Raw genomic sequence first — 24,916 nt, forward strand, 5'->3', positions numbered from 1 at the left:
ACGGTTTCGAAATTCTAACGAGCGTGACGATAGAACTCGATTTCCGCCTCTCCTCGCGGAGCTCCGTCCAGACCTGACAGTGAACGAACGATCAGAACGAACGAGTGAGTTCCACGTGAGTGAGAAGACGTGAACGCGGACGTCCGCTACTCGTCGACGACGACGACTTTCACCTGCTGGACGCCGCTGAGCGCCCGGAGTCGGTTGGCGAGTTCGGTGATGTCGCCGGCCGACCCCTCGACGACGAGCGTCTCCATGCAGGTGTCGTGCGAGAGGTGGATGTGCTGGACGGAGGTGATCGCCTCGGCCATCTCGTGCTGGACGGTCTGGAGGTCGTCGGCGATGCCGTCGACGTGGTGGTCGTGGACGATCACGATAGTGCCGTGGTGGCGCGCGTCGCCGCCGGTCTCCCACTCGTAGTCCGCGAAGAAGTCCCGCAGCGAGTCCCGGACCGCCTCCGACCGACTGTCGTACTCCCAGTCGTCGACGATCCCATCCAGTCGATCGACCATCGACGACGGCAGCGTCAGGCTGATACGGTCGATGTCGTCGCTCATGCCTCCGGCTACGACGCTCGCCGTAATATGGCTGGTCACCTGCGCCGGACTCTCCCGAGAGCCCGCCGCCACCCGCGCCGCCTCAGTAATACTGCACGATAGGAAAGTATTATCGGGGCCGACGGTGACCGACGAGTATGCACATTCCGGACGGCTACGTCGACCTGCCGCTGGCCGCGCTGTTCGCCGCGCTCTCGCTGGCGGTCCTGAGCTACGCCGCGCGGCGCGTCGGCGGCACGATATCGGACACCCGGGCACCGCTCGTAGGCGTCGTCGCCGCGGGCGTGTTCGCCGCGCAGATGCTCAACTGGCCGATCCCCGGCGGGACGAGCGCCCACTTCGTCGGCGGCGCCTTCGCCGCCATCCTGCTCGGTCCGCATCTGGGCGCGCTCGCCGTCGCGACGGTCGTCGCGGTCCAGGCGCTGGTGTTCGGCGACGGCGGGCTGGTCGTCCTCGGCGCGAACGTGTTCAACATGGCCGTCGTCGAGGTGTACGTCGGCTACGCCGTCTACCGCGCGGTCGCCCCCTACGGGGAGTTCCGCGCCGCGTTCGCCGCCGGCTGGCTCGGCATCACCGCGGGCGCGCTGACCGCCGGGCTCCAGCTCGGCCTCTCCTCGGCGTTCCAGTACGAACTGCTGACGACCCTCGCGATCATGGGCGTCGGCCACCTCGTCCTCGGACTGATCGAGGGCGCCATCACCGCCGTCGTCTACCGCTACCTCGCGCGGGCCCGCCCGGACCTGCGACCGACGACCGCGCCCGAGCCCGAGGTGAGCGCCTGATGACCGACGGAGAGGGGTCGACGGTTCCCGACTGGCTCCCGAAGGCAGTGGCCGTTCTCCTCGCGCTCGCGCTGCTGGCGCCCGTCTTCGGCTGGGCGGCCGGTCAGGTCGGGTACGCCGAGCCCCTGGAGAACGCCGCCGAGCATACGGGCGCGACCGACGACGCCGAACCGGTCGAGTCGGCGCCGTTCCCCGACTACGGCGTCCCCGGGCTCGGCAGTGCGCCCGGAACCTTCGTCTCGGCCCTCGTCGGGACCGGCCTGACCCTGCTGGTCGCGTTCGGGATCGGCCGCGTGCTCGGGAGCGACGGCGACACCGACGCGGTGCGGTGACCGAGCGACCGAGATGGGACGGACCGACCTCCTCGACCGCACGCTCGCCGGGCTCTCCGAGCGCGCCCGCTGGTTCCTGCTCGCCGAGGAGGCGCCCGACCGCGCGGGGTTCCTCCAGGCTGTCGCGCCGAGCGTCAAGCTCGTCGGACTGGTCGCACTCGTCGCGCTGACCGTCACGCAGCGGGACCTGCCCACGGTCGCCGCCCTGGCCGCGCTGGCCGGCGCGCTCGCGGTCGCCTCGCGCGTCCCCGCCCGGACCTTCCTGGGTCGCGTCGCCGGGCCGCCCGCGTTCGCGCTGGTCGCCGTCGCCCCCCAAGCGTTGCTGATGGACGGCCCCGCCTTCGCCGGGACGCCCCTCTCCGCCGCGGGCGTCGCCTACGTCGCGGTCTTCACCGCCCGGGTCGGCGTCTGCGTGGCCTTCCTCTCGCTGTTGCTGTTGACGACGCGCTTCTCGGACCTGCTGGGCGGGCTCGCCCGCCTGCGCGCGCCGCCCATCGCCGTCTCGCTGTTAGCGATCACCTACCGGTACCTCCTGCTCTTCTTCTCGGAACTCGAACGGATGGCTCGCGCCCGACGGGGCCGGACGGTCGCCGAGCCGGACCTGCGACGCACGTGGCGCGATTCGGGGAACTTCCTCGGGACCTTCCTGCTGCGGAGCGTCGAGCGCGGCGAGCGCGTCGAACGGGCCGCCCGCGCCCGCGGCGGCGGTGGCGGCCCGAAGCCGACGGTCGGCCGAACGACTCTCGGCCGCGCGGACGCCACCTTCGCACTGGTCGTCCTCGCCGCCGTCGTCGGGGTGGGACTGGCGTGAGCGACGACGCCGACGATACGAAGACACCGGCTATCGACGGGACCGGACTCAGCTACGCCTACCCGGACGGCACCCCCGCGGTCGACGGCGTCGACGTGACCGTCGACCGCGGCGAGCGGGTCGCGCTGCTCGGCCCGAACGGCGCCGGCAAGTCGACGCTGCTGCAGCTGCTCGGCGGGCTGATCGACCCCGACGAGGGGTCGGTCCGCTACTTCGGGGAGACGACCGACGCCGACGCCGTCCGCGACCGCCTGAGCGTCCTCACGCAGAACCCCGCCGACTACCTGTTCAACCCGACGGTTCGGGAGGACCTGGCCTACGGCCCCGCCCAGCAGGATCTGCCCGACTGCGAGGCCGCGGCCCGCGTCGACCGCGTCGCCGACCGGCTCGGCCTGACGGAGCTGCTGTCGAAGCCACCGTTCCGACTCAGCGGCGGCCAGCAGCGACGGGCGGCGCTGGCGAGCGCGCTCACCGTCGAGCCGGACGCGCTCCTGCTGGACGAACCGGTGAGCGATATCGACGCCGCCAACCGCGAGACCGTCCTCGACCTGCTCGACGAGCTGACCGCCGCCGGGGTCACGCTCGTCGTCTCGACGCCGGACACGGAGCTGGTCCCCCGCGTCGCCGACCGCGTGGTCCTGCTCGACGCCGACGGCCGCGTCGCCGCGACCGGCCCCACCAGACGGGTCCTGACCGACACCGCGCTATTGACCGACTGCGACCTGCGACCCCCGCAAGTCGTCCGGCTGTTCGACGGCCTGACCGACGACCCACCGCTGACCGTCGACGCGGCTCGCGACCGCATCGGCGACGATATCTGATCGAACGACCGATTCGATCGGTCGAAACGAAACGCTTCGATCTGAATTCGAGATCGGACGGTGCTATTTGCACCGAAGCGAACCACCTTGGGATGTCGATCCAAATAATCGCGCAGATGATCGACTATCGACCGCTACTGTCGACGGACGTGGTGGTATGAGCGACGAGATGGTCCCGGGCGAAGTGGTCGCCGGCGAGGGCACGGTGACGATCAACGAGGGTCGCGAGACCGCCGAGGTGACGGTCGGGAACGCGGGCGACCGGCCGGTGCAGGTGGGCTCGCACTTCCACTTCTTCGAGGCCAACGCGGCCCTCGAATTCGACCGCGAGGCCGCCTTCGGCAAGCGGTTGAACATCCCCGCCGGCACCGCGGTCCGATTCGAGCCCGGCGACGAGCAGACGGTCGAACTCGTCGCTATCGGCGGCAAGCGCGTCGCCCACGGGATGAACGGCCTCGTCAACGGCAGCGTCGACGGCGACGCCGCCGCGGCCGTCGAGCGGGCTCACCGACAGGGCTTCGGCGGTATCCCCGACCAGGCCGGTAAACTGGACGACGCGGACGAGTCAGCCGACGCCGACGACGCGGAGGGGTCCGGATGACACGCGAGGTCGACCGCGAGTCCTACGCCGAGCTGTACGGGCCGACGACGGGCGACCGCGTGCGCCTCGGAGATACGGAGCTGTTCGTCGAGGTCGAAGAAGACCTCCGGACGCCGGGCGACGAGGCGGTCTTCGGCGGCGGGAAGACGCTGCGCGACGGCCTCGGCCAGTCGCCGGGCACCACCCAGGCGGAGGGCGCGATGGACTGGGTGCTGACCAACGCGCTCGTGATGGACCCGGTCGTCGGGATCGTCGCCGCCGACATCGGTATCCGCGACGGCGAGATCGCGGGTATCGGCAAGGCCGGCAACCCCGACACGATGGACGGCGTCGACGTGGTCGTCGGCCCCTCGACGGACGTCTACCCCGCCGAGGGGAAGATCGCCACCCCCGGCGGGCTGGACATCCACATCCACTTCAACTCCGCCCAGCTGCACGACCACGCCCTGGCCTCGGGCATCACCACGATGCTCGGCGGCGGGTACGGCGGCGGCGCCACGACCTGCACGACCGGCCCCGAGAACGTCAAGCGCTTCCTGCAGGCCGCCGAGGAGTGGCCGGTCAACGTCGGCTTCTACGGCAAGGGCAACGCCTCGAAGCCCGGACCGCTGGTCGAGCAGCTCGAAGCCGGCGCCTGCGGGCTGAAACTGCACGAGGACTGGGGCTCGATGCCCGACGCCATCGACACCTGCCTCGACGTGGCCGAGGAGGAGGACGTGCAGGTGTGCATGCACACGGACACGCTCAACGAGGCCGGATTCGTCGAGAACACGTTCGCCGCCGTCGACGGGCGGACGATGCACCTGTTCCACATCGAGGGCGCCGGCGGCGGCCACGCGCCGGACATCATGGAGATGGTCGGCCAGGCGAACATGCTGCCCTCCTCGACCAACCCCTCGATGCCCTACACGGTGAACACCTTCGACGAGCACCTGGACATGGTGATGGTATGTCACCACCTCAACCCCGACGTCCCCGAGGACGTGGCCTTCGCCGAGTCCCGCGTGCGCGCCGAGACCATCGGCGCCGAGGACGTGCTCCACGACGTGGGCGCCATCTCGATGATGACCTCCGACTCCCAGGCGATGGGCCGCATGGCCGAGGTCGTCTGTCGGACCTGGCAGACCGCCTCGAAGATGAAGGCCCAGCGCGGCGCCCTGCCCGAGGACGAGGAGATGGACACCCACGCCGAGGCCGACAACTTCCGCGCGAAGCGCTACCTCTCGAAGTACACGATCAACCCCGCCATCTCGGCGGGGATCGACGACTACGTCGGCACGCTCGAACCCGGCAAGCTCGCCGACGTGGTGCTGTGGGACCCGGCCTTCTTCGGGATCAAGCCCGCGATGACGTTCAAGGGCGGCTTCCCGGTCTACTCCGAGATGGGCGAGGCAAACGGCTCGCTGATGACCTGCGAACCCATCAAACAGCGCCCACGCGCCGGCGCGGCCGGGAAGGCCAAACACGGGCTCTCGCTGTCCTTTGTCAGTCCGGCGGCCGCCGAGGCCGGCGTCGGCGAGGAATACGGCCTCGACTCCCCCGTCGTCCCCGTCTCGGGCGCTCGCACGCCCGGGAAAGGCGACATGCACTACAACGACTACTGCCCGGACGACATCGAGATCGACCCCGAGACCTTCGAGGTGAAAGTCGACGGGGAGGTCGTCTCGGCCGAGCCGAGCGAGGAGATATCGCTCGCCCAGCGATACATGCTATGAGCGTACGAGCGTACAACCGATCGACAAAATCTGGTAGTATTTCTACCATCCGGAACCGGTTTAGGACGAACGTGTGGATCGATACCAGATGACGAAGACAGTGACTCCCCCGCTGCGATCGACCGGCGAGCGGTCTGTGACCGACGGCGACTGCGACCACCGTCCCGCGGGAGGACACCCGTGAGCGACGGCCTCGTGCCCGGCGAGGTGACCGCCCGCGGCGACGGCGTCCCCATCAACGAGGGCCGCGAGACGGCGACGGTCAGCGTCGCCAACACCGGCGACCGACCGGTCCAGGTGGGCTCGCACTTCCACTTCTTCGAGGTCAACCGCGCGCTGTCGTTCCCGCGCGCGGAGGCCTTCGGGATGCGCCTGGACGTGCCCGCCGGCACCGCGGTCCGGTTCGAACCGGGCGACAGGAAGGCGGTCGACCTCGTCGCGGTCGGCGGCGACCAGCTGGTCACGGGGATGAACGCCCTGACCGACGGACCCGTCGACGCCGAGACGAAGGCCGCGGCGCTCGAACGGGCCCGCGAGGCGGGCTTCGAGGGGGCCGACTGATGCGGGATCTCGACCCCGACCAGTACGCCTCGCTGTACGGGCCGACCGAGGGCGACCGCGTCCGTCTCGGCGACACCGACCTGATCGCCGAGGTCACCGAGGACCGGATCACCCGCGGCGACGAGGCGGTGTTCGGCGGCGGGAAGACCCTGCGCGACGGGATGGGACTCAAACCCGGCTACACCGCCGAAGAGGGCGCGCTCGACTGGGTGCTGACGAACCTCGTCGTGCTGGACCCGAAACTGGGGGTCGTCAAGGCCGACATCGGCCTCAAGGACGGCCGGATCGCCGGGATCGGCAGCGCCGGCAACCCCGACACGATGGACGGCGTCGACGAGGAGCTGGTCGTCAGCGCCAACACCGAGGTGATCTCCGCGGAGGGGATGATCGCGACGCCCGGCGGGCTGGACATCCACGTCCACTTCAACTCCGCCCAACTGCCCGAACACGCCATCGCCTCGGGGATCACGACGATGCTCGGCGGCGGCGTCGGCCCGTCGACGGTCGGGATCATCACCAGCGGCGAGCGCAACCTCGAACTGATGATGAAGGCCGCCGAGGAGTGGCCGGTCAACGTCGGCTTCTACGGCAAGGGCTCCTCGAACGAGCCCGAGGTGATCCGCGAGCAGGTCGAGGGCGGCGCGGTCGCGCTGAAGATCCACGAGGACTGGGGCGCGATGCCGGCGGTGATCGACACCTGCCTCGACGTGGCCGACGAGACGGGCGTCCAGGTCGCCATCCACACCGACACGCTCAACGAGTCGGGCTTCGCCGAGGACACCTTCGACGCCATCGACGGCCGGACCATCCACGCCTACCACGTCGAGGGCGCCGGCGGCGGCCACGCCCCGGACATCATCGAACTCGTCGGCAAGTCCCACATGCTGCCTTCGTCGACGAACCCCTCGATGCCCTACACCGAGAACACGTTCGACGAGCACCTGGACATGGTGATGGTCTGCCACCACCTCAATCCGGACGTGCCGGAGGACGTGGCCTTCGCCGAATCACGCGTCCGGGCCGAGACCATCGGCGCCGAGGACCTGCTGCACGACATGGGCGCCATCTCGATGATGACGACCGACTCGCAGGCGATGGGCCGGATGGGCGAGCTGATCGCACGTACTTGGCAGACAGCCGATAAGATGAAACGCGAGCGCGGGCCGCTGCCGGGGACCGAGGCGGGCGGCCACGACAACGAGCGGATCCTGCGCTATCTCGCGAAGTACACGATCAACCCCGCCATCGCCGCGGGCATCGACGCCCACGTCGGTTCGCTCGAAGCCGGGAAACTGGCCGACGTGGTGCTGTGGGACCCGGCCTTCTTCGGGATCAAGCCGTCGGTCGTCGTCAAGGGCGGCTTCCCGGCCTGGTCGGCGATGGGCGAGGCCAACGGCTCGCTGATGACCTGCGAACCGGTCGTACAGCGGCCGCAGTTCGGCGCGAAGGGCCGGGCGGCCGACGCCACGAGCGTGCAGTTCGTCAGCCCGCAGGCCGCCGAGAACGGGCTGGCGGAGCGATACGACCTCCAGAAGGAGGTCCTGCCGATCGCGGACACGCGCGACCTGTCGGTCGACGACTTCGTGCGCAACACGTACTGCCCGTCCGTGGACGTCGACCCCGAGACGTTCGTCGTCGAGATCGACGGCGAGGAGGCGCGGGGCGAGCCCGCGGACGAAGTGCCACTCGGACAGCGATACATCCTCTGAACGATGAACCTTACACCCAAAGAGCAGGAACGGCTGACGGTCTTCATGGCCGCAGAGCTCGCGCGCCGGCGCAAGGAACGCGGCGTCGCGCTGAACCACCCCGAATCGGTCGCGTACATCTCCGACTGGTGTTTCGAGCGGGGCCGCGACGGCTGGTCGGTCGCCGAGATCCGCGCCGAGGCCACCCAGTTGCTCGACCCCGAGGACGTCATGGAGGGCGTCCCCGAGATGGTCGACATCATCCAGGTCGAGCCCACCTTCCCCGACGGGACGAAGCTCGTCACCGTCCACGACCCGATCCGGTCGTCCGAGGCGGTCGACCCCGGCAGCGACGACGAGGCGGCCGCCGACGGCGGCGACCCGACGGACGCTGACGAGAGCGCCGACGAGGAGGGCGACGCGTGAGCCTCACCCACCGCGACGTGGCGACGGTCGGCATCGGCGGCCCAGTGGGGTCGGGCAAGACCGCGCTGGTCACCGAACTCGTCCCGCGGCTGCGTGACGCCGGCCTGGACGTCGGCGTCATCGCCAACGACGTGCTCACCCAGGAGGACGCCGACGCGCTGCGCGAGCGCTTCGCGGGGATCGTTCCCGAGGACCTCGTCGCCGGCGTCGAGACCGGCGCCTGCCCCCACACGGGAATCCGCGAGGACCCCTCGATGAACCTCGCACAGATCGACGCCTTCCTCGCCGAGCACCCGGACCTGGACCTGGTGATCGTCGAGAGCGGCGGCGACAACCTCGCCGCGACCTTCAACCCCGAACTCGCCGACTACTCGCTGTACGTCATCTCGGTGGCGGAGGGCGAGGACATCCCCCGCAAGCGCGGCCCGGGCGTCGTCGACTGCGATCTGCTCGTGGTCAACAAGACCGACCTGGCCCCCCACGTCGACGTCGACCTGGACGTGCTGGAAGCCGACGCCGACGAGGTGCGCGACGGCCCCTGGCTGTTCACGAACTGCAAGGCAGGCGAGGGGATCGACGAGGTCCAGGAGTACGTCAGCGAGGGCGTGCTGTTCGCATAGATGGCCGCCGACAGCCCGGGCGCGTCCGACGACTCGCCCGACCGACCATCCGACGGCCCGCCCGCACCGCCGAGCCGGCGCGACCGGAGCGGCGAGGCCGACGAGCCGCCACATCCCGCCTTCGCCGACTACGCGACCGAGTCGCTGCCCGCCGCGGCGGTCGGCTCGCCCGGCAAGGACGGCCGGCTCGAACTCCGCTTCGCCGTCGACGAGGCCGGCGAGACGAACCTCGTGCGCGACCTCGCACGGGCGCCGTTCCACGTCAGCGGCACGCTCGGCCACGACCCGCTGCCCGAAGCGGAGACGGTGTACGTCCAGTCGCCGACCGGCGGCCTCGCGCAGGGCGACCGTCACGCGGTCGAGATCGCGGTCGGCGCCGACGCCGTCGCGCACGTCTCCACCCAGAGTTCCCAGAAAGTGCTCTCGATGGAGCGCAACTACGCCGCCGCGGACGTGTCGCTCTCGGTCGACCGGAACGGCCACCTCGACTACGTACCCGAGCCGGCGATCCTCCACGAGGACTCCCGATTCTTCCAGGCGATCGATCTGGACCTCGCGACCGACGCGAGCGCGGTCGTCGGTGACGTGGTGGTTCCGGGGCGACTCGCCCGCGGCGAGCGCTTCGACTTCGAACGGTACCTCTCTCGACTGCAGGTCCGCCGCGACGGCGAACTACTGGTCGACGACGCGACGCACCTCCGGCCCGCCGACGCCGACCCGTCGGCGGCGGGCGTGATGGGCGCGTTCGCCGTCGTCGGGACGCTGTACGTACTCGTCCCCGAGAGCGAGTCGGACGAACTCGACGACCTGAGCGAGCGCCTCCACGCGGCCGCGACGGCCGCCGCCGAGACCGGCGCTGCCGACGGCGACCGCGACGACGCAGACCCCGACACGGTCCGCGCGGGCGCGACCCGTCTCCCGAACGACGCCGGCGTCGTCGTCCGGGCGCTGGGCCACCGCGCCGAGACCGCGACCGCCGCGCTCCGGGCGGCGTGGGACGAGGCGCGAATCGGCCTGCTGGGCGTCGGCGCGCCCGAGTCGCGGAGGCCCTGATGCTCGTCGCCGAGTCCGTCGTCGGACGCCTCGACGACGAGTCCGTCGCCGAGCGCGTCGCGTCGGGCGACCCGCTCCGGATCGAAGTCGACGAGACCGAGCGCCGTCGCTCGCGCTTTCGGACGACCTCTGAGGACGGCACCGACCTCGGCGTCGTCGTCGCCCGCGAGCTGCGCGACCGCGACGTGCTCTCGACGGGCGACCGGCTCGTCGTCGTCTCGCTCGAAGCGGTCGACGCGATGGTGCTCGACTTCGCCGGGGTAGCCGACCCCGACCGCGCGGCGGTGACGACCGCGCTCGAACTCGGCCACGCCGTCGGGAACCGCCACTGGGACCTCGCCGTCGAGGACGGTCGGGCGTACCTCCCGCTGGCGGACACCCGCGAGCGCATGGAAGCGACCGTCGAACCACACCTCCCCGACGGCGCGACCGTCGGCTACGAGGAAGTTCCGCCGACGCTGTTCGACGAGGGCAATGGGGGCGACCACTCACACGGTCACGGCGACGGCGGCCACTCCCACGGCGACGGCGGGCACTCCCACAGCCACGGCGACGGTGCCCACGGCGTCCGAACGATCGATCCGGGGGACGGACGGGAGTCTGCGGGGGGTGAGGAGTCGTGAGCGACGAAGCCACGCTCGAATCGCTGCGGCTGGCCGATTCGTTCCTGCCGGTGGGGACCGACAGCGTCTCCTACGCGCTGGAGCAGTTCGTCGCCGACGACGCGGTGACCGACGCCGAGGAGCTGCGGGCGCTGGTCGGGACGGTGCTCCGGCGCCAGCACGGCCGGGCCGACCTGGTGGCGCTGCGGGCGGCCCACGCCGCGGCCGCCGCCGGCGATATCGACGCCGTCGAGCGCGCCGACCGCCGACTCACCGCCGCGACGCTCCCCGCGGAGTTCCGCGAGAGCTCCGAGCGGACGGGCGACCGGCTGTTGACCCTCCAACGTGACCTGCGCGACGAGCGCCTCCTCGAATCGTACGGCGCCGCGGTCGACGCGGACGAGGCGCCCGGCAACTACGCAGTCGCCCTCGGGACGGTCGCCGCGCTCGCGGACGTGCCCGAGCGCGAGGCGTGTCTGCTGGCCTGTCACGAGTTCGCCACCGCGCAACTCGGGGCGGCCCAGCGGCTCATGCGCCTGGGGTCGACCGAGGTCCAGCGCGTCCTCGACGACCTGCGTCCGGCGATGGTCGACGCCGTCGAGGCGAGCGCCGAGCGCGAAGTCGACGACATGGCACCGTTCGCCCCGTTGGTCGACGTGCGTTCCGCGGAGCACGAGCGCGCCCAGCGGCGGCTGTTCCTGAGCTGAGCGGCGAGCGCACCGGTCGGTCACGACGCGGTCGGGCCCCACCGGCGCCACCCGGCGGCGTTAAGTGACGCGCCGCGTTCGACTCCCGCATGGATCGGTCCCGACGCGCCCTCCTCTCCGCCCTCGCATCGACCGGTGTCGCCGGCCTCGCGGGCTGTCCCGGCCTGACCGGTGCGGACACGCCCGAACCCGACGGCGACACGCCCGCTCCGAGTGGCGACGACCGCTCGACGTTCCGCCGGGTGACCAGTGACGCGACGCTCGCAGGTCCGGGCGACGAGGGCGACGGCTTCGGCGAGGCGGTCGCCCTGTCCGACCGGCGAGGCGTCGTCGTCGCGCCGGCGGCCGCAGGCGTGGCCGAACACAGCGGGACGGGGACGCTGTTCGACCGCGACGGGTGGTCCCGGAGCGCGACGGTCGAACCGCCGGTCGCGAGCGCGGCCGTCGCACTCTCGGGCGGGACGGCGCTCGTGGGCGCACCGCAGGCGGCCGACGAGTCGGGCCGCGAGACCGGCGTCGCGTTCGTCTTCGAGCGCGCGGACGGCGAGTGGCGACACACGGCGACGCTCACCGCCACCGAGAGCGCCGACAGCGACGAGTTCGGCCGGTCGGTCGCGTTAGCGGGCGACACCGCGGTCGTGGGCGCGCCGGAGAGCAGCCGTCGCGGCGACGAGAGCGGGGCAGCCTACGTCTTCGAGCGCGCCGAGGGAGAGTGGCGCGAGACGGCGACGCTCGCACACGGCGACCCCGCACCGGGCGACCGGTTCGGCGACGCGGTGGCGACCGACGGGGAGACCGTCGCCGTCGGCGCGGCCGACGACGACACCGGTCCGGGGACGCCCGCGACGCCGCCGGCGACGGACGCGCTGACCGAGATGGTCGGCTCGGTCACCGTCTTCGAGCGGGCCGACGAGGAGTGGAGCCGCCGGACGCGGCTGACCGCGAGCGACGGTCGCGAGGACGACGGACTGGGTTATAGCGTCGCGGTCGACGACGGGGTGGTGCTGGCGGGCGCGGTCTTCCGGGAGAGCTACGACGAGCTGTGGACCGGCGGCGCGTACGTCTTCGAGCGCGGAGCCGACGGCTGGACCCAGGTCGCGACGCTGGTCGCTTCGGACGGCGACGACGGCGACGAGTTCGGCGCGAGCGTCGCGCTCTCGGGCGACCGAGCGGTCGTCGGCGCGCCGAGCGACGAGGACCCCTACGGTGACCGGGCGGGGTCGGCCTACGCGTTCACGCGGTCGGACGGCGAGTGGGCGGAGGTCGCCAAACTCGTCGCCGCGGACGGCACGGTCGGTGACGCGTTCGGCTTCTCGGTCGCGCTGGCGGGCGAGACGGCGCTGGTCGGCGCGCCGAACAGCGGGGGTCCGAACGACGACGACGACGGCGGGTCGGCGTCGGTCTTCGACCTGGACGGGATCGAGTGAGTCGAAACGGCCGGTGAGTCGCTCGAATCGGGCGGTCAGACGCTATCGAGGTCCAGATCGACGGCGTACCAGTCGAGGACGAAGACGACGACGGCGCCGACGACGGCGGCGCCGGCGAAGGCCTGGATAGTGGGGGTGTCCCAGACGACCGACGGGTACTCCGAGGCGTCGCTGAGCGTCACGATGGGCGCCCGCAGCGCCCCGAGGACGAGCGCGACGAGGAAGGCGAACGTCACCTCGCGATTGTAATCGAGCGCGCGCCGGATAACCCGGGAGACGGTGAACAGACCGACCAGCCCCCCGCAGACGAACGTCACCACCACGACCCCGCGGTCGATTACCGGGGCGACGCCGCCGCCCGTCACGACGCCGATGAGTGCGTCGATGAACGCCGAGAGCGTCGAGGACATCCGCTCGTACTGGCTGAGGATAACGAGCACGAGCGATCCGGAGATTCCGGGGAGGATCATCGCGCTGATGGCCAGGGCGCCCGCGCCGAACACGACCGCGAGTCCGCCGGATTCGAGGACCTCGCCGTAGCCCGAGACGACGAAGGCGACGGTGAACCCGGCGACCGCCGCGACGACTTCGGGGACCGTTCGGACCGAGACCGCCCGGAAGAGGATCACCGCCGAGGCGCCGATCAGTCCGAAGAAAAAGCCGAACAGCAGCACCGGTACCGCGTCGTTGGCGATGTCGACGATTCGGGTGACGAGGACGATCGCAGAGAAGATACCGCCGAGCAGGGCGATCAGGAACCAGCCGTCGACCTCTTCGAGGACGGCGGCGGCGCGGTCGAGCGAGACGCCTCCGTCCAGCGGCGTGAGCGCGCGGACGCCGTCGAGGAACCGACCGGGCGTGACCTCGTTGATCGCGGTGATGAGTCGCTCGTAGATGCCGGCGATCAGGGCGATGGTGCCGCCGGAGACGCCGGGAACCGCGTCGGCACTGCCCATGAACAGACCGACGACGAAGGTTCGTGCCCACTCGCGGGCGGGCGGGACCGACTCGCGGAGCGTCACCTCGTCGCGGGCGCTGTCCGGGGCTGTCGTCATTCGACTACACCTTGGCCTATCGACGGGAAGTCTCTTGTGGAACGAACGACTGCGGCCGAGTGTCGACCGCGCTCTGCGTGAAAATCCGGACGCGATGTCCGGACGGCGTGGGTTCGGGTGGGTGTGGGTGGTTCGGGTGCGGATTCCGAACGGGGTGAACGTTCGGACCGCGGTGGAATGGTGTGTGCCGAGCGGCCGTCCCGACCGCTCGGCCGGGAACCGGTCCCGGAACGGTCGGCCGCGGGCTCGCGAGCCCGACGGCTCTGTGTTCCGGTGTTCACCCGGCGACTGCGTCCGGGACCGTGACCGCTCCTGACGCCATTCCATTCGCTACATCGAACCAGGGTTATGTAAATCTTATTGGTAGACGAAATAACTATACTATCCATCACGTGTCGTCGCCACTCGCCGACTCGAGCGACCCGACAGAGAGCGGATCGTCCCGACCCGCGATCCGGTCACCCAAAGAACGATATCGGTAGCGGTGTTTCCTGTCGACAGATGATAACTATCGGGCACGCTACCGGACGAGAGCGCTGTCGACCGTCGCCCGGTCACGGACGCGTCGTCGCGCCGGTACGGTCGCGGTCGGGCGACCCGGGCTCGCGGCCGGTCACCGGGAGGCGACGATGATCGGCCGGCCACTCGGGACCGCGCTCCTGATCGCGGTGGCGGTCGTCGGACTGGGTGCGGTCGCGGCCGTCGACCCAGGGAACCCGGCCGAGGGCGTCGACCGCGAGCGTAACGCGTCCATCGTCGAGCGCCAGCCGTTCGTCGGGGCCGGGAGCGCGGGCGGATTGGTGATCGGGGTCCCGTTCCCGGTCCCGGGAGGGATCCCGCTCCCGCTGCCCGGCCCCGCGCTGGTGCTCACCGCCCTCGCCGCCGGAGCGGCGGCCCTCTGGTACCGGTCGGACACGGACGTGTCGCTGGAGGGGATCGGTGACGACGACGACGAGAGCGAGGTGGGTGGCGGGGACGTGGACCTGACGGCGATGGGTGAGGCGGCCGGCGCGGCCGCAGACCGAATCGACGCCGACGCCGACCTGACCAACGAGGTGTACCGGGCCTGGGACGAGATGCGCGTCCACGTCGACGCGCCCGACGCCGAGACCACCGCACCGGCGGAGTTCGCCGACGCCGCCGTCGCCGCCGGCATGGACCCCGACGACGTGGCCGAACTCACCGAACTGTTCGCCGAAGTGCGCTACGGCGGGCACGACCCCGCCGACCGTGCCGACCGCGCCGTTGCGGCGCTGCGTCGGATCGAAACGGCGTACGCCGACGGTGACGGAACCGACGACGCTGCGGCCGACGACGACGAGGGCACCGACGCCTCGACGGACGCGCCCGCGGACGGCGACGGAACGGGGGGCGAGCGGCGATGAAGCGTCGCGGCTGGGCCGGCGTCGGCGCCGTCGTCGTCGGACTGGGACTGGTCGCGTGGGGCGGTAGTCCCGGACCGTCCCGGGTCACGGCCGCGGTCGCAGCGCTCGTGGCGGTCGCCGTCGTCGTCGTCGGGCTGGTCGGTGCGACGGGGCGGCGCTTCGTCGACCCCGACCGCTGGCGGCCGCGAGCCCCGGAGGAGAGCTATCTGGTTCCCGTCCCCGGCGACGAGGACCCCGCGTTCGTCGGCGCTCGTGACCGGACAACAGCGACCGACGACGCGGCGCCCGATCCCGACGGTACCGGTGGAGCGGGCGAGGACGGCGATCGAAACGACGGGTCGCCGGTCCTCGCCCACGCGACGGGACGCTGGACGGGCGTGGTCGCGGTCGCGCTCGTGCTCGGCGGGCTCGGCGTCGTCTCGCGGGCGCCGGGACTGGTGCTCTCGGGTGCGGTCGGCGCCGCCGTCGCGGGGTACGCGGGCGCGCTCGAGCCGTCGCTCCGCGACGCCGAGACGGGCGAACCCGCCGTGACCGTCCGGCGGCGGCTCGCCGACGACTCGCCCGAGCCGGGCGACCCGGTGACCGTCGGCGTCGAACTGCGAAACGAGAGCGACGAGTACCTGTCGGACGTGCGCGTCGTCGACGGCGTCCCCGACGAGGTAGCCGTCGTCGACGGCTCGGCTCGTCACGGCGCGCCACTGCCTCCGGGCGGTCGGACGACCTTCACCTACACTGTTCGGGCGACGCGGGGTGAACACGACTGGGGCCCCGCGCAGATGACGGTGGCCGACCCCAGCGGCGCCGTCGAGTACGAGACGAGCGTCGCCGCGCCGACGACGCTGCGATGCACGCTCCCGGTGCTGAACGGCGAGCGGATACCGGTCGGCGGGACGACCGCCGGCTTCGCCGGCCGCGTCGAGACCGACGAGGGCGGCCCCGGTATCGAGTTCCACGCCACCCGCGAGTACCGCCGCTCGGACCCCCTCTCGCGGATCGACTGGGGCCAGCTCGCCAAGACCGGCGAGCTGGCGACCGTCGAGTTCCGCGAGGAGCGGTCGGCGGTCGTCCAGCTCGTCGTCGACACGCGGCGGGCCGCCTATCGCGCGTCGGCGCCCGACGGCTACCACGCGGTCGAGCGCGGCGTCGACGCCGCCCACCGCGTGTTCGACGCGCTCATAGACGCCGGCGACCGCGTCGGCTTCGAGACGTTCGGCCGCGAGCGGGAGGGGTGTCGGCTCGCCCCCGGCGCGGGCGGCGACCACCGCGCCCTCGGCCGCGAACTGCTGAACGTCCACCCCGCGCTGTCGCCCGTCCCGCCCGCGCGGAAGCTCCACGAGCGCTACTCGCCCGACCGGCGCGCGACCCTCCGGCTGGAGCGGATCCGCCGGATCCACCGCCGGCTCGACTCCGACACGCAGATACTGCTCGTCTCGCCGTGTTGTGACGAGTACCCGCGACGAGTCGCCCGCCGGCTGGCCGCCTACGGCCGCGACGTGACCGTCGTGAGTCCCGACCCGACCGCCCGGGACACCGAGCCTCACGAGCGCGCCGCCGCCGAGCGCGACGAGCGGCTGTCGACGCTCCGGTCGGCCGGCGTCCGGGTCGTCGACTGGGAGGACGGCGAGCGCTTCGACGCCGCGCTCGCGCGGGCCAAACGGCGGTGGTCGGCGTGAGCGACGCCGCCGATCGGGCACCCGCCACCGACGGGCCCGTCGCCGCTCGCGGGGGCGATTCGGGAGCGGGCTCGGAGCCCGACGGGACGGACGACGGCGGAGTGAGACGTGACCGTTCGAGCGCGTCGCCCGGCGACCGGGGTGACGGGACGGCGAGTTCGGGGACCGCGACCGCGTCGGTCGATCGGTCGCCCGCGCGGACGAGCGCTCGGCTGGCGGTCGGGCTGGCGGCGGTCGCCGCGCTGTGGCTCCCGACGGCCGGTGGGCGCGCGCTGGGGATTCTCGGCACGGCTCTCGTCGCGGTCGGCGCCCTGCGAGGGCGTCGCCGGCGGGTCACCGCCGGCGCCGTCGTGCTCGTGGCCGGCGTCGCCGCCGCAGGACTGGCCGGCGCGCCGACGCTCGCGCTGGTCGGCGCGACGCTGTGTTCCCTGCTCGCGTGGGACGCCGGCCGCTACGGGATCACCGTCGGCGAGCAACTGGGTCGCGAGGCGTCGACCACCCGCCTCGAACTGGCGCACGTGGCTGCGACCGCGGCAGTCGGAACCGCCGCGGCCCTGCTCGGCAGCGCGTCCTACCTCGTCGTCGGAACCACCACCGACGGCGTCGCCGTCGTCCTCCTCCTCGTCGGTGTCGCCCTGGTGCTCTCCGCACTCCGGTGAGCGGTTCTGGGTTCGAGTACCGCCGTGGCTACGTAGGCTGCATCGCGACGTCCGGAACCGCGAGCGGGTCCGCTGGCCGGCGTCTCCGCGAGGGAGACGGTGAACGTCCTGGCCGCGCTCGCGTCGGTCTCACTCCCGGCCGTCGACGTCCGCGGACCACTCGCCGTCCTCGAAGGTGAGCGTCGTACCGAACAGCTCGTGCAGCCGGTCGATGGTCTCGTCGTCGTGGGCCTGCGGATCGAGGTGGTAGTGAGCGATGGCGTCGGTCGCCGTACACCGCTCGGCGACGACTTCGAGAAACTCGACCGCGCTCTCGACGTCGACGTACTGCAACAGCGTGGTGAGCGACTGAAAACAGACGACGACCGACTCGGCGGATCCGTCCCACTCGTCGAGGCAGTCGGCGACCCTGACCCCGAGGCGCGTCAGGTTGTGTGGCGACCCGACCCGTTCGACCGCCCGGTCGACGTCGGCCGGTTCGGTCGTCCGCTTCGAGCCGGCGTCGACGGCGACGATCCGCATCCGTGTCGGGTAGGCGCCTGCGATCCGCTGCCAGGCGTCGATGTGGTCGGCGGGAGACTGGGTGAACAGCACCGAGAGCGCGTGTACGTCGGTCGACCCGTCCGGCGTCAGCAGGTCCAGACAGGCCCGCGGCTCCGCGCTCGTGAACGACGGGCAGCAGACGAGCACGTTGTCCCCAGGTCCTATCGACGCTTGTGACTGTTCGATAACGGAACACATACGGGCGTGTTCGTTGCTACCCGGGTATCCGTCATAAATCTACGTGTCGGCGTCGAAGTACCGGCCTGGTCGACCATGTCTCGACGGCGAACGCGGCGGTCGGGCGGGGTGGGAGCTACGAACCGCGGACGAGCGGTTCGTACCACTCGCGGTTCGCCCGATACCACTCGACGAACGCTTCGACACCCTCACGGATGGTGTAGGTCGGCTCGTAGCCGATCAGCTCGTCGGCCTTGGACACGTCGGCGTGGCTGTGGTCGGCGTCGACCTCGTAAGCGTCGGTGTACTCGACGTCCAGTTCGGGCGCCAGCTGGTCGCGGATCTCCGTCGCGAGCGTCTCGATGTCGATGTTGTCGGTGCTGCCGACGTTCATCACCTCGCCGTCGGCCGCGTCGGTGTCGAGCAGCGCGCGGTTGGCCGCGAGGACGTCCGCGACGTAAGTCATGTCGCGGGTCTGGGAGCCGTCACCGTAGATGACCGGCGGTTCGCCGTTCAGACAGCGCGAGACGAAGTTCGAGATGGCCATGTTGGGCCGCATCCGCGGGCCGTACACCGTGAAATAGCGCAGCGCGACCGCGGGGACGCCGTAGCGCTCGGCGTAGACCATCGCGTAGCGCTCGCCGGCCAGCTTCGACGCGCCGTACGGGCTGATCGGCGTCGTGAGGTGGTCCTCGTCGTAGGGGAGGTATCGGGGCTTGCCGTACACCGACGAGGAGCTGGCGAAGACGAGCCGTTCGATATCGTGGTCCCGGGCGGCGTCGAGGACGTTCAGCGTGCCGTCGACGTTGACCTCGTCGTACTTGCGGGGGCTGTAGTCGGTGCGGACGCCGGCCTGGGCGGCCTGATGGTAGACGTAGTCGGCGTCGGCGACGAGGTCGGCGACGAGGTCGGCGTCGCGCACGTCGCCCTCGACGAGGTCGTAGCCGCCGTCGCTCTCGGCTGCGGCCTCGCGGGCCGCCTCGACGTTGTGTTCCTTGATCCGCGTGTCGTAGTACGGGTCGAAGTTGTCGAGGACGGCCACGTCGTGGCCGTCACGGGCGAACGCTTCGGCGAGGTGACCGCCGATGAAGCCGGCGCCACCGGTGACGAGGACTCGCATTGTCGTATCGCTCACCCGGCGGGAGAAAAAGCCATCGTCACGCCGGCGGTGGTCCCTTTCACTCGGCGGTGGCGTCGGCCTGGTCGGCGTCGCCGTCGGTGTCGACGGCGCCGGCCGCTTCGAGCCGCTCCTCGGCGGACTCGCGGTCCTCGGGGTAGCCCACGTCGGTCCGCCAGCCGTCCATGCGGATGGCGTCGATGGTCCGACCGGAGTGGATCAGCAGGTCGATCGCGTCGGAGATCTCGTACTCGCCGCGATTCGACGGCTGGACGAGGTGACAGGCGTGGAGGATTTCGGGCGTGAACGTGTAGAATCCCGTCATCACGAGGTTCGACGGCGGGTCGTCTGGCTTCTCGACGACTTCGGTGATCTCGCCGTACTTGTTGGTGTCACAGACGCCGTATCGGGAGGCCTCCTCCCAGGGCACTTCCTCGACGAGGAACGCGGCGTCGGCCCGGGACTCGGCCTGGCGGTTGACCACGTCGTCGAGGTTGGCCTGGAAGATGTTGTCCCCGAGCATCAGCATGAAGTCGTCGTCGATGTGGTCCTCGACGGTGAGCAACGCGTGGGCCAGCCCCTTCTGTTCGCGCTGGTGGGCGTAGGTGATCGGCACGCCCGCGAACTCGTCCTCGTAGTACTCGATGATCGCCTGTTTCTTGTAGCCCACGACCACCAGCAACTCGTCGGCGCCCAGCTCGACCAGCTGCTCGAAACAGTGGGTGAGGATCGGCTTGCCCGCGACCTCGACCATTCCCTTCGGCTTGTCCTCGGTCAGCGGCCGCAGCCGCGTCCCCTCACCGGCGGCCAGCACGACGGCTTGCATACCATCGACTGGTTTGTCATCGCGTAAAAATCTTCCCCGAAGGTTCCCGTCGAAATACCACGCCAGGCCACGCCGGCCTCCGGCCGGTTCCGACCGCGTGGAGGGGGTGCTCCCCTCGCGACGCCGGCACGCAGCTCCCGGCGCCAGCCCCTTCGGTGTCGAGCGACAAACGGGGTCGATGGCTCACTCCGACGACCGGACGAGCTTCGAGCGCTCGCGGATCGGGTGGTGGCTGTTCGTCGCGCTGCTCGCCGCCGTCGCGGCGTATCTGGCCTGGCAGTTCGTCGGACTGCTCGTCCTCGGCGTCTTCGGCTACTACGCCACGCGCCCGATCAGCGACCGCGTCGGCGAGGTCGTCGGTCGGGACTGGCTCGCCGCGGGGGTCACCGTCCTCCTCGTGCTCGTGCCGGTGATCGCGCTCTCGCTGTACGCGGGCTTCCAGCTCCTCGTCGCACTCCAGGGGTTCCTGGCCGGGACCGTCGATCCGGTCGCGCTCCTGGGGCGGTACTTCGACCTCGGCGACGTCTCGCTGGCTGAAGGCCAATCGGTCCTGACCGCCCTCGAGAACCCCCGGGCGCTCGTCTCGAACCCTCGAGGGGCGGCCCTGACGGTGCTTCGAACGGGCCAGACCGTCGCCTCCGCGGCCGCGGGCACGCTGTTGTTGCTCGCGCTCTCGGTCACGCTCTCGTATTTCCTCCTCAAGTACGACGACGACATCGCCGACGCGCTCGAACAGCTGTTCGGCGGCCGCGACACCGTGGCCTACGCGTACGCGACGGCCGTCGACGCGGACCTGGAGTCGGTCTTCTTCGGCAACCTCCTGTTCGTCGCCGTCATGTCCGTCGTCGCGGGGCTGGCCTACCTCGGGACGAACCTCCTCGCTCCGGCGGGACTGGGGATCCCGATGGTGGCCGTCCTCGCCGCTCTGACGGGCGCGGCGAGCCTGATCCCGCTCGTGGTCGGGAAGGTCGTCTACGTCCCGGTGCTCGCGCTGCTGGCCGTCCAGGCCGTCAGGTCCAGCGGGGCGGCCCTCGCGTTCGTCGGCGCCACCGCCGTCGTCTACTTCCTCGCGCTCGATTTCCTCCCGCAGACGTTCCTCCAGCCGTACATCTCCGGGCGGCACCTCGACGGGATCGTGCTCGTGTTCGCCTACCTCCTCGGACCCGTCCTGTTCGGCTGGTACGGCTTCTTTCTCCTCCCCGTCGTCTTCGTCGCGATCCTGGAAGCCCTCCGGATCGTCCTCCCGGAACTGCTCCACGGCGAGCGACTCACCCTGGACGCCTCGCTGGGCGGATCGGTCGGCGCCGACCCCCAGTCCGCGGGCGACGTGCCCCCCGACCAGGACGCCGAGAACCGCTTCGGGGCGCGCGACTCACAGGCACAGTCCCCGGCCGAAGACGACGACGCCGGATCCTCCGGCTCCTCGCCGAGCAACTGAACGGGTCGCCCGACGGCCGAAACCGCACCCTTTATCTTTTAGGTCCGCCTAAATGCTCGCAATGGCCGCCGGCACACAGTCACGGGTCGCTGCCGAACCCGACGTGGAATCGCACGATCGCCCCGAGATATCCGTCTGCGAAGGCGCTCCCGGAACCGCCGTGTTCCTCGAATCGGGGAACACCGACGGGTGGATCGCCAGCGATACGACGCTCGCGGTGACTCGGTAAGATGACCGACGCCGACGGAGCGGACGACGCCGACGAGGGGGCACAGGACGAGGCGGAGCGAACGACCATCCGCACGGGCAGGGAATTCGAACAGGAGTACCGGCTCGACGCGAGCGAGGCCGGTACCTTCCTGATAGAGCTGGGCGAACAGCTCCGCGACGGCGACGAGCTGACGATCGCGACCGACGAGTGGGAGCTCCCGTTCGCGTTCGGCGAACCGGTCGAACTCGAACTCGACTTCGACGGCGTCGGTGAGCCGGAACTCGAGATCGAACTGGAGCTACCGGGGCGAACCGACGAGAAAGCGCCGGATATCGAGTAGCGGTTCTCCGCCGTCAGTCCATCGCGGCTTCGGTGACGAGGGTGTCGTCTTCGAGGTAGTGGTCGATGACGTGGGCGTGTTCTTCGAGGTCTTCGAGCTGTTCGCGGAGCATCTGCGCGGTGGCGTGGTCGCCGAGGCCGTCGGCGAGTTCGATGTGCTCGCGGTAGCTCTCGATGATGTCGCCGTACATCTCGAGGTCGTTCTCGAAGGACGTACGGATGTCGTAGACGTCCTCGTCCTCGGGTTCGACGGTCGCCGCCGCCGAGAGCGCGGGCATGCTCGCGTGCGGGACGCCCCCGATGGCCTGCAGCCGCTCGGCGAGCTCGTCGGCGGCCTCTTCGACGTCCTCGTAGGCCTCCTGCAGGAAGATGTGGATGTCCCGGAACTCCGCGCCCTCGACGTTCCAGTGGTGCTTGTGGAGCTGATGATACAGCACGTACGCGTCGGCGAGATCCGCGTTCAGCGCTTCGATAACCTGCTCGGCTTTCTCCTCGTCGAGCCGAACCGGGTTCTCGGCGACTGTCCCAGCTTCCTGTCGGACGGTCTTCTGGGTGCTCATTGCAGACAGTAGTTGGGGTCTGAATCACTTATAACTTTTCAGAACCCGAACACTTTTCGGACGACCTAAACCGAAGTGGACGACGAGAGGGGCCACGCGGAGTGGGAAAGCCGGGGTGTCGTGAGGGCAGGGCTGTCGGCTCGCCCTCAGCCGAGGCGTCGGACGGTGTCCTCGTCGGCGAAGACGTAGAGGCAGTCGTTGCTGTAGGAGCGGCCGAGCTGGTCGGCGTCCTCACAGCAGAGGACGCGGCCGTCTTCCATCACGTAGAGGTTGTCGACGTTGATGAGCGCGTCGTCGGCCACGTCGGCCGGGTCGGTGGCGTCCGGGCCGACGATGACCGGTTCGAGCGTCGTGACGTCGTAGTTCGAGTCGAGGGTCCCGCGGTAGACGACGCCCCCGTCGACGCGGTCGAGTCGGAGATCGCCAGTGTCGTCGGCCAGGTCGTCGTTGAACTCCGAGAGTGCGAAGTAGACGTAGTCGCCCGGCGTCGATTTGGGCGCGCTGTCGACGCCCTCGGCCTTGTTGAACTCGATGGAGGCGCCGACTTCCTTGGCCGCCGCGCGGGTCTCGAGAAACGGGACCTTCCGGAGGTCGTCGTCGACGTTGTTCGGGTCGCCCGCGGTCCACTGGTCGGCCCACGCGACGATCTCCTCGTCGGTGACGTAGTTCCGATTCCCGTTCTCGACGACCTCGCGGTCGGCCTGTTCCAGCACCTCGGCGGTGACCTCGTCGCCCTCGGTCCAGTCGGCGTGGGTCGCGAGGTAGTCGACCTGGGTCACGTCGTCGTACTCGGCGATCCACGACTCGACCTCGGCGTTGGTGGCGCTGCCGAGCGGCCACCACTCGATCTCCAGGTCCGTCTCCGCGGGCGAACCACCGTTCGCGGCGGCGTCGTTGGTTATCTTCGGCGCGTACAGCGTCCCCTCGATATCCATCGGGTCCGAGTAGCTCTGGATCGGCCGCTCGGCGACGAACTTGTAGATCCCCTTGCTGTCGCCGTCGGAGCACTCGTAGACGGTCTGCTTGTCCTGCTGGACGTCCGGCGCCTCCCAGGCGGCTCGGCCCATGACGTAGTACTTGACGGGCTGGGGCGTCTCCGCGGCCGGTTCGCGGACGTCGACGTGGTAGCCGTAGCGGTAGGGGTTGGGGTAACCGTCGCCGATCGGTTCGGTCGTGTTCGCCTGCTCGGCGCCGTCGGCGTAGGGCTCGGCGGCCTGGTCGACGCGGTCGGCCCCCAGGTAGTACGCCAGCAGTTCGACGCCGGTCATCGCCCAGTAGCCCTGGACGAACCACGAGTCGTCGCCGTAGTACTCGTCGATCGCCGCCTGGATCTCGCTCGGGTTCGGACGGTTCCAGAACTGACAGGCGCCGACGAGACCCGCTCCGGAGCCCGCGTCGACGATGTCACCGACCGTCGCCGTCAGGGAGACGCGCGGGTGAGCGTAGTTCTCCTCCGAGGAGAGCATCGTGCCCCACGGGCTCTTGTCGCCGTAGCAGTTGATGCGAGTGCCACCGATCTCGCGGAACGGTTCCGTGTTCGCGAGGTTGATGGCGTTCTCGAGGTCCGCGTGCCACTCGCCGCCGTCCTTGTGCAGCGGGATACGCGAGACGTTGCCCGGACTGTTCTCCCAGTTGGTGAACAGGTACCCCTCGGTGCACGCGCCGTTGGTGGCGACGAACTGGTTGCAGTCGGGGTTGTAGCCGGCGTCGCCGTATTGGGTCCCCGCGAAGTTCCGGGTCGTGAGGTCCCAGCCGTCCGGCGTTCGGGCGACCCCGAGTCGCTCGCTTCCCCCGTCGATCGGGTCCTGCTCCTGTGCGAGCAGCGTGTACTCGCCCTCCGCGCCGCGGACCCGTCCGCGCTCGTCCTCCGTCGCGGGCGCCGACAGCTCCGCGAAGTCCTCGTTCGTCCCGGAGAAGTCGAACTGGAAGCCGCTGAAGTAGCCGATGCCCGCCCGGCTGAACTCGCCGGGGTTGTCCCGACTCGGGTGCTGCAGGCTGTAGAGCAGTTCGCCGTCGTCGAAGACGTACGGGCCCGTGACCTCCGCCCCCAGAGCCGTCGAAGAGAAGCGCTTCAGGTCCCCCCGCACCGTCGGCGCCCCCGCTGTCTGTTCGTCGTCGGCAGTCTCGGCGCTCGCCACGCCGGAGACGCTCGCACCGAGCGCCGCCGCCGCGGACGAGGCCATCAGCGTCCGTCGATTGAGATCGACCATGCGATTGACCGGTTAGTCGA

General features: G+C 70.6%; 27 protein-coding genes. 20 read left to right on the top strand and 7 right to left on the bottom strand.

What is annotated here, in order from left to right; translation table 11 throughout:
* Positions 1-146: 146 nt before the first annotated feature.
* The gene (gene nikR, locus I7X12_RS07530; protein WP_198063221.1) at positions 147-557 is read right to left on the bottom strand and encodes a nickel-responsive transcriptional regulator NikR; all 411 of its coding nucleotides are present in this window, start codon (positions 555-557) and stop codon (positions 147-149) included.
* Positions 558-694: 137 nt separating this feature from the next.
* On the opposite strand from nikR, the gene I7X12_RS07535 reads away from it, so the two are divergent.
* From I7X12_RS07535 to I7X12_RS07600, 14 genes are all read left to right on the top strand, one after another.
* Positions 695-1,339, top strand: coding sequence for an energy-coupling factor ABC transporter permease (locus tag I7X12_RS07535; protein WP_198063222.1), 645 nt, complete (start codon positions 695-697; stop codon positions 1,337-1,339).
* Positions 1,339-1,671: a PDGLE domain-containing protein gene (locus I7X12_RS07540; protein ID WP_198063223.1), complete on the top strand. Its 333-nt coding sequence runs from the start codon at positions 1,339-1,341 to the stop codon at positions 1,669-1,671. Before I7X12_RS07535 ends, I7X12_RS07540 begins: the two co-directional genes overlap by 1 nt.
* A 13-nt stretch (positions 1,672-1,684) precedes the next feature.
* Positions 1,685-2,482 carry a cobalt ECF transporter T component CbiQ gene (gene cbiQ, locus I7X12_RS07545; RefSeq protein WP_198063224.1) on the top strand — a complete coding sequence of 266 codons (798 nt, stop codon included), beginning with the start codon at positions 1,685-1,687 and terminating at the stop codon, positions 2,480-2,482.
* Entirely contained in the window at positions 2,479-3,303 is an 825-nt protein-coding gene (locus tag I7X12_RS07550; RefSeq protein WP_198063225.1) for an energy-coupling factor ABC transporter ATP-binding protein, read from the top strand. The genes cbiQ and I7X12_RS07550 overlap by 4 nt, the downstream gene beginning before the upstream one ends.
* Positions 3,304-3,460: 157 nt before the next feature.
* Complete coding sequence (locus tag I7X12_RS07555) at positions 3,461-3,904, top strand: urease subunit beta (protein ID WP_198063226.1); 444 nt, start codon at positions 3,461-3,463, stop codon at positions 3,902-3,904.
* Positions 3,901-5,619 (top strand): urease subunit alpha, encoded by a 1,719-nt coding sequence (gene ureC / locus I7X12_RS07560; RefSeq protein WP_198063227.1) that lies wholly within the window; start codon positions 3,901-3,903, stop codon positions 5,617-5,619. Before I7X12_RS07555 ends, ureC (I7X12_RS07560) begins: the two co-directional genes overlap by 4 nt.
* A 180-nt stretch (positions 5,620-5,799) precedes the next feature.
* A complete protein-coding gene (locus I7X12_RS07565) occupies positions 5,800-6,180 on the top strand; it encodes an urease subunit beta (RefSeq protein WP_198063228.1) in 381 nt (126 codons plus the stop codon).
* Entirely contained in the window at positions 6,177-7,889 is a 1,713-nt protein-coding gene (gene ureC, locus I7X12_RS07570; RefSeq protein WP_269750359.1) for an urease subunit alpha, read from the top strand. The genes I7X12_RS07565 and ureC (I7X12_RS07570) overlap by 4 nt, the downstream gene beginning before the upstream one ends.
* A gap of 3 nt (positions 7,890-7,892) precedes the next feature.
* Positions 7,893-8,294 carry an urease subunit gamma gene (locus I7X12_RS07575; protein ID WP_198063230.1) on the top strand — a complete coding sequence of 134 codons (402 nt, stop codon included), beginning with the start codon at positions 7,893-7,895 and terminating at the stop codon, positions 8,292-8,294.
* Entirely contained in the window at positions 8,291-8,914 is a 624-nt protein-coding gene (ureG, locus tag I7X12_RS07580; RefSeq protein ID WP_198063231.1) for an urease accessory protein UreG, read from the top strand. Before I7X12_RS07575 ends, ureG begins: the two co-directional genes overlap by 4 nt.
* A complete protein-coding gene (locus tag I7X12_RS07585) occupies positions 8,915-9,967 on the top strand; it encodes an urease accessory protein UreD (protein WP_198063232.1) in 1,053 nt (350 codons plus the stop codon). It begins immediately after the preceding gene.
* Positions 9,967-10,590 carry an urease accessory protein UreE gene (locus I7X12_RS07590; RefSeq protein WP_198063233.1) on the top strand — a complete coding sequence of 208 codons (624 nt, stop codon included), beginning with the start codon at positions 9,967-9,969 and terminating at the stop codon, positions 10,588-10,590. The genes I7X12_RS07585 and I7X12_RS07590 overlap by 1 nt, the downstream gene beginning before the upstream one ends.
* Positions 10,587-11,276: an urease accessory protein UreF gene (locus I7X12_RS07595; protein WP_198063234.1), complete on the top strand. Its 690-nt coding sequence runs from the start codon at positions 10,587-10,589 to the stop codon at positions 11,274-11,276. Before I7X12_RS07590 ends, I7X12_RS07595 begins: the two co-directional genes overlap by 4 nt.
* Before the next feature lie 89 nt (positions 11,277-11,365).
* Positions 11,366-12,703: an FG-GAP repeat protein gene (locus tag I7X12_RS07600; protein WP_198063235.1), complete on the top strand. Its 1,338-nt coding sequence runs from the start codon at positions 11,366-11,368 to the stop codon at positions 12,701-12,703.
* A gap of 35 nt (positions 12,704-12,738) precedes the next feature.
* Here the strand turns inward: I7X12_RS07600 and I7X12_RS07605 are convergent, their stop codons facing one another.
* A complete protein-coding gene (locus tag I7X12_RS07605) occupies positions 12,739-13,758 on the bottom strand; it encodes a DUF368 domain-containing protein (RefSeq protein WP_198063236.1) in 1,020 nt (339 codons plus the stop codon).
* 629 nt (positions 13,759-14,387) lie between these two features.
* Here I7X12_RS07605 and I7X12_RS07610 point away from each other — a divergent pair.
* The 3 genes from I7X12_RS07610 to I7X12_RS07620 are packed head-to-tail and all read left to right on the top strand — an operon-like array spanning position 14,388 to position 17,475.
* Entirely contained in the window at positions 14,388-15,143 is a 756-nt protein-coding gene (locus I7X12_RS07610) for a DUF4129 domain-containing protein (protein WP_198063237.1), read from the top strand.
* Entirely contained in the window at positions 15,140-16,816 is a 1,677-nt protein-coding gene (locus tag I7X12_RS07615) for a DUF58 domain-containing protein (RefSeq protein ID WP_198063238.1), read from the top strand. The genes I7X12_RS07610 and I7X12_RS07615 overlap by 4 nt, the downstream gene beginning before the upstream one ends.
* Entirely contained in the window at positions 16,813-17,475 is a 663-nt protein-coding gene (locus tag I7X12_RS07620; protein WP_198063239.1) for a DUF7519 family protein, read from the top strand. Before I7X12_RS07615 ends, I7X12_RS07620 begins: the two co-directional genes overlap by 4 nt.
* Positions 17,476-17,604: 129 nt before the next feature.
* Here I7X12_RS07620 and I7X12_RS07625 read toward each other — a convergent pair whose 3' ends face one another.
* The 3 genes from I7X12_RS07625 to aglF form a co-directional block, all read right to left on the bottom strand.
* Positions 17,605-18,216, bottom strand: a complete 612-nt coding sequence (locus I7X12_RS07625; protein WP_198063240.1) for a DUF7504 family protein — start codon at positions 18,214-18,216, stop codon at positions 17,605-17,607.
* Between the two features lie 115 nt (positions 18,217-18,331).
* Complete coding sequence (locus I7X12_RS07630) at positions 18,332-19,315, bottom strand: NAD-dependent epimerase/dehydratase family protein (protein ID WP_198063241.1); 984 nt, start codon at positions 19,313-19,315, stop codon at positions 18,332-18,334.
* Positions 19,316-19,373: 58 nt separating this feature from the next.
* Positions 19,374-20,138: a UTP--glucose-1-phosphate uridylyltransferase AglF gene (gene aglF, locus I7X12_RS07635; RefSeq protein WP_198063242.1), complete on the bottom strand. Its 765-nt coding sequence runs from the start codon at positions 20,136-20,138 to the stop codon at positions 19,374-19,376.
* 178 nt (positions 20,139-20,316) lie between these two features.
* On the opposite strand from aglF, the gene I7X12_RS07640 reads away from it, so the two are divergent.
* From I7X12_RS07640 to I7X12_RS07650, 3 genes are all read left to right on the top strand, one after another.
* A complete protein-coding gene (locus I7X12_RS07640) occupies positions 20,317-21,576 on the top strand; it encodes an AI-2E family transporter (protein WP_198063243.1) in 1,260 nt (419 codons plus the stop codon).
* 61 nt (positions 21,577-21,637) lie between these two features.
* A complete protein-coding gene (locus I7X12_RS07645; protein WP_198063244.1) occupies positions 21,638-21,805 on the top strand; it encodes a hypothetical protein in 168 nt (55 codons plus the stop codon).
* A 1-nt stretch (position 21,806) separates the two neighbouring features.
* Entirely contained in the window at positions 21,807-22,127 is a 321-nt protein-coding gene (locus I7X12_RS07650; protein WP_198063245.1) for an amphi-Trp domain-containing protein, read from the top strand.
* A gap of 13 nt (positions 22,128-22,140) precedes the next feature.
* Here I7X12_RS07650 and dpsA read toward each other — a convergent pair whose 3' ends face one another.
* The gene (dpsA, locus tag I7X12_RS07655; RefSeq protein WP_198063246.1) at positions 22,141-22,686 is read right to left on the bottom strand and encodes a DNA starvation/stationary phase protection protein DpsA; all 546 of its coding nucleotides are present in this window, start codon (positions 22,684-22,686) and stop codon (positions 22,141-22,143) included.
* 146 nt (positions 22,687-22,832) lie between these two features.
* Positions 22,833-24,896 carry an alkaline phosphatase PhoX gene (locus I7X12_RS07660; protein ID WP_198063247.1) on the bottom strand — a complete coding sequence of 688 codons (2,064 nt, stop codon included), beginning with the start codon at positions 24,894-24,896 and terminating at the stop codon, positions 22,833-22,835.
* Between the last annotated feature and the right edge of the window lie 20 nt (positions 24,897-24,916).

The organism is Halosimplex litoreum, from assembly GCF_016065055.1.
In the GTDB taxonomy this organism is placed as follows: Archaea; Halobacteriota; Halobacteria; order Halobacteriales; family Haloarculaceae; genus Halosimplex; species Halosimplex litoreum.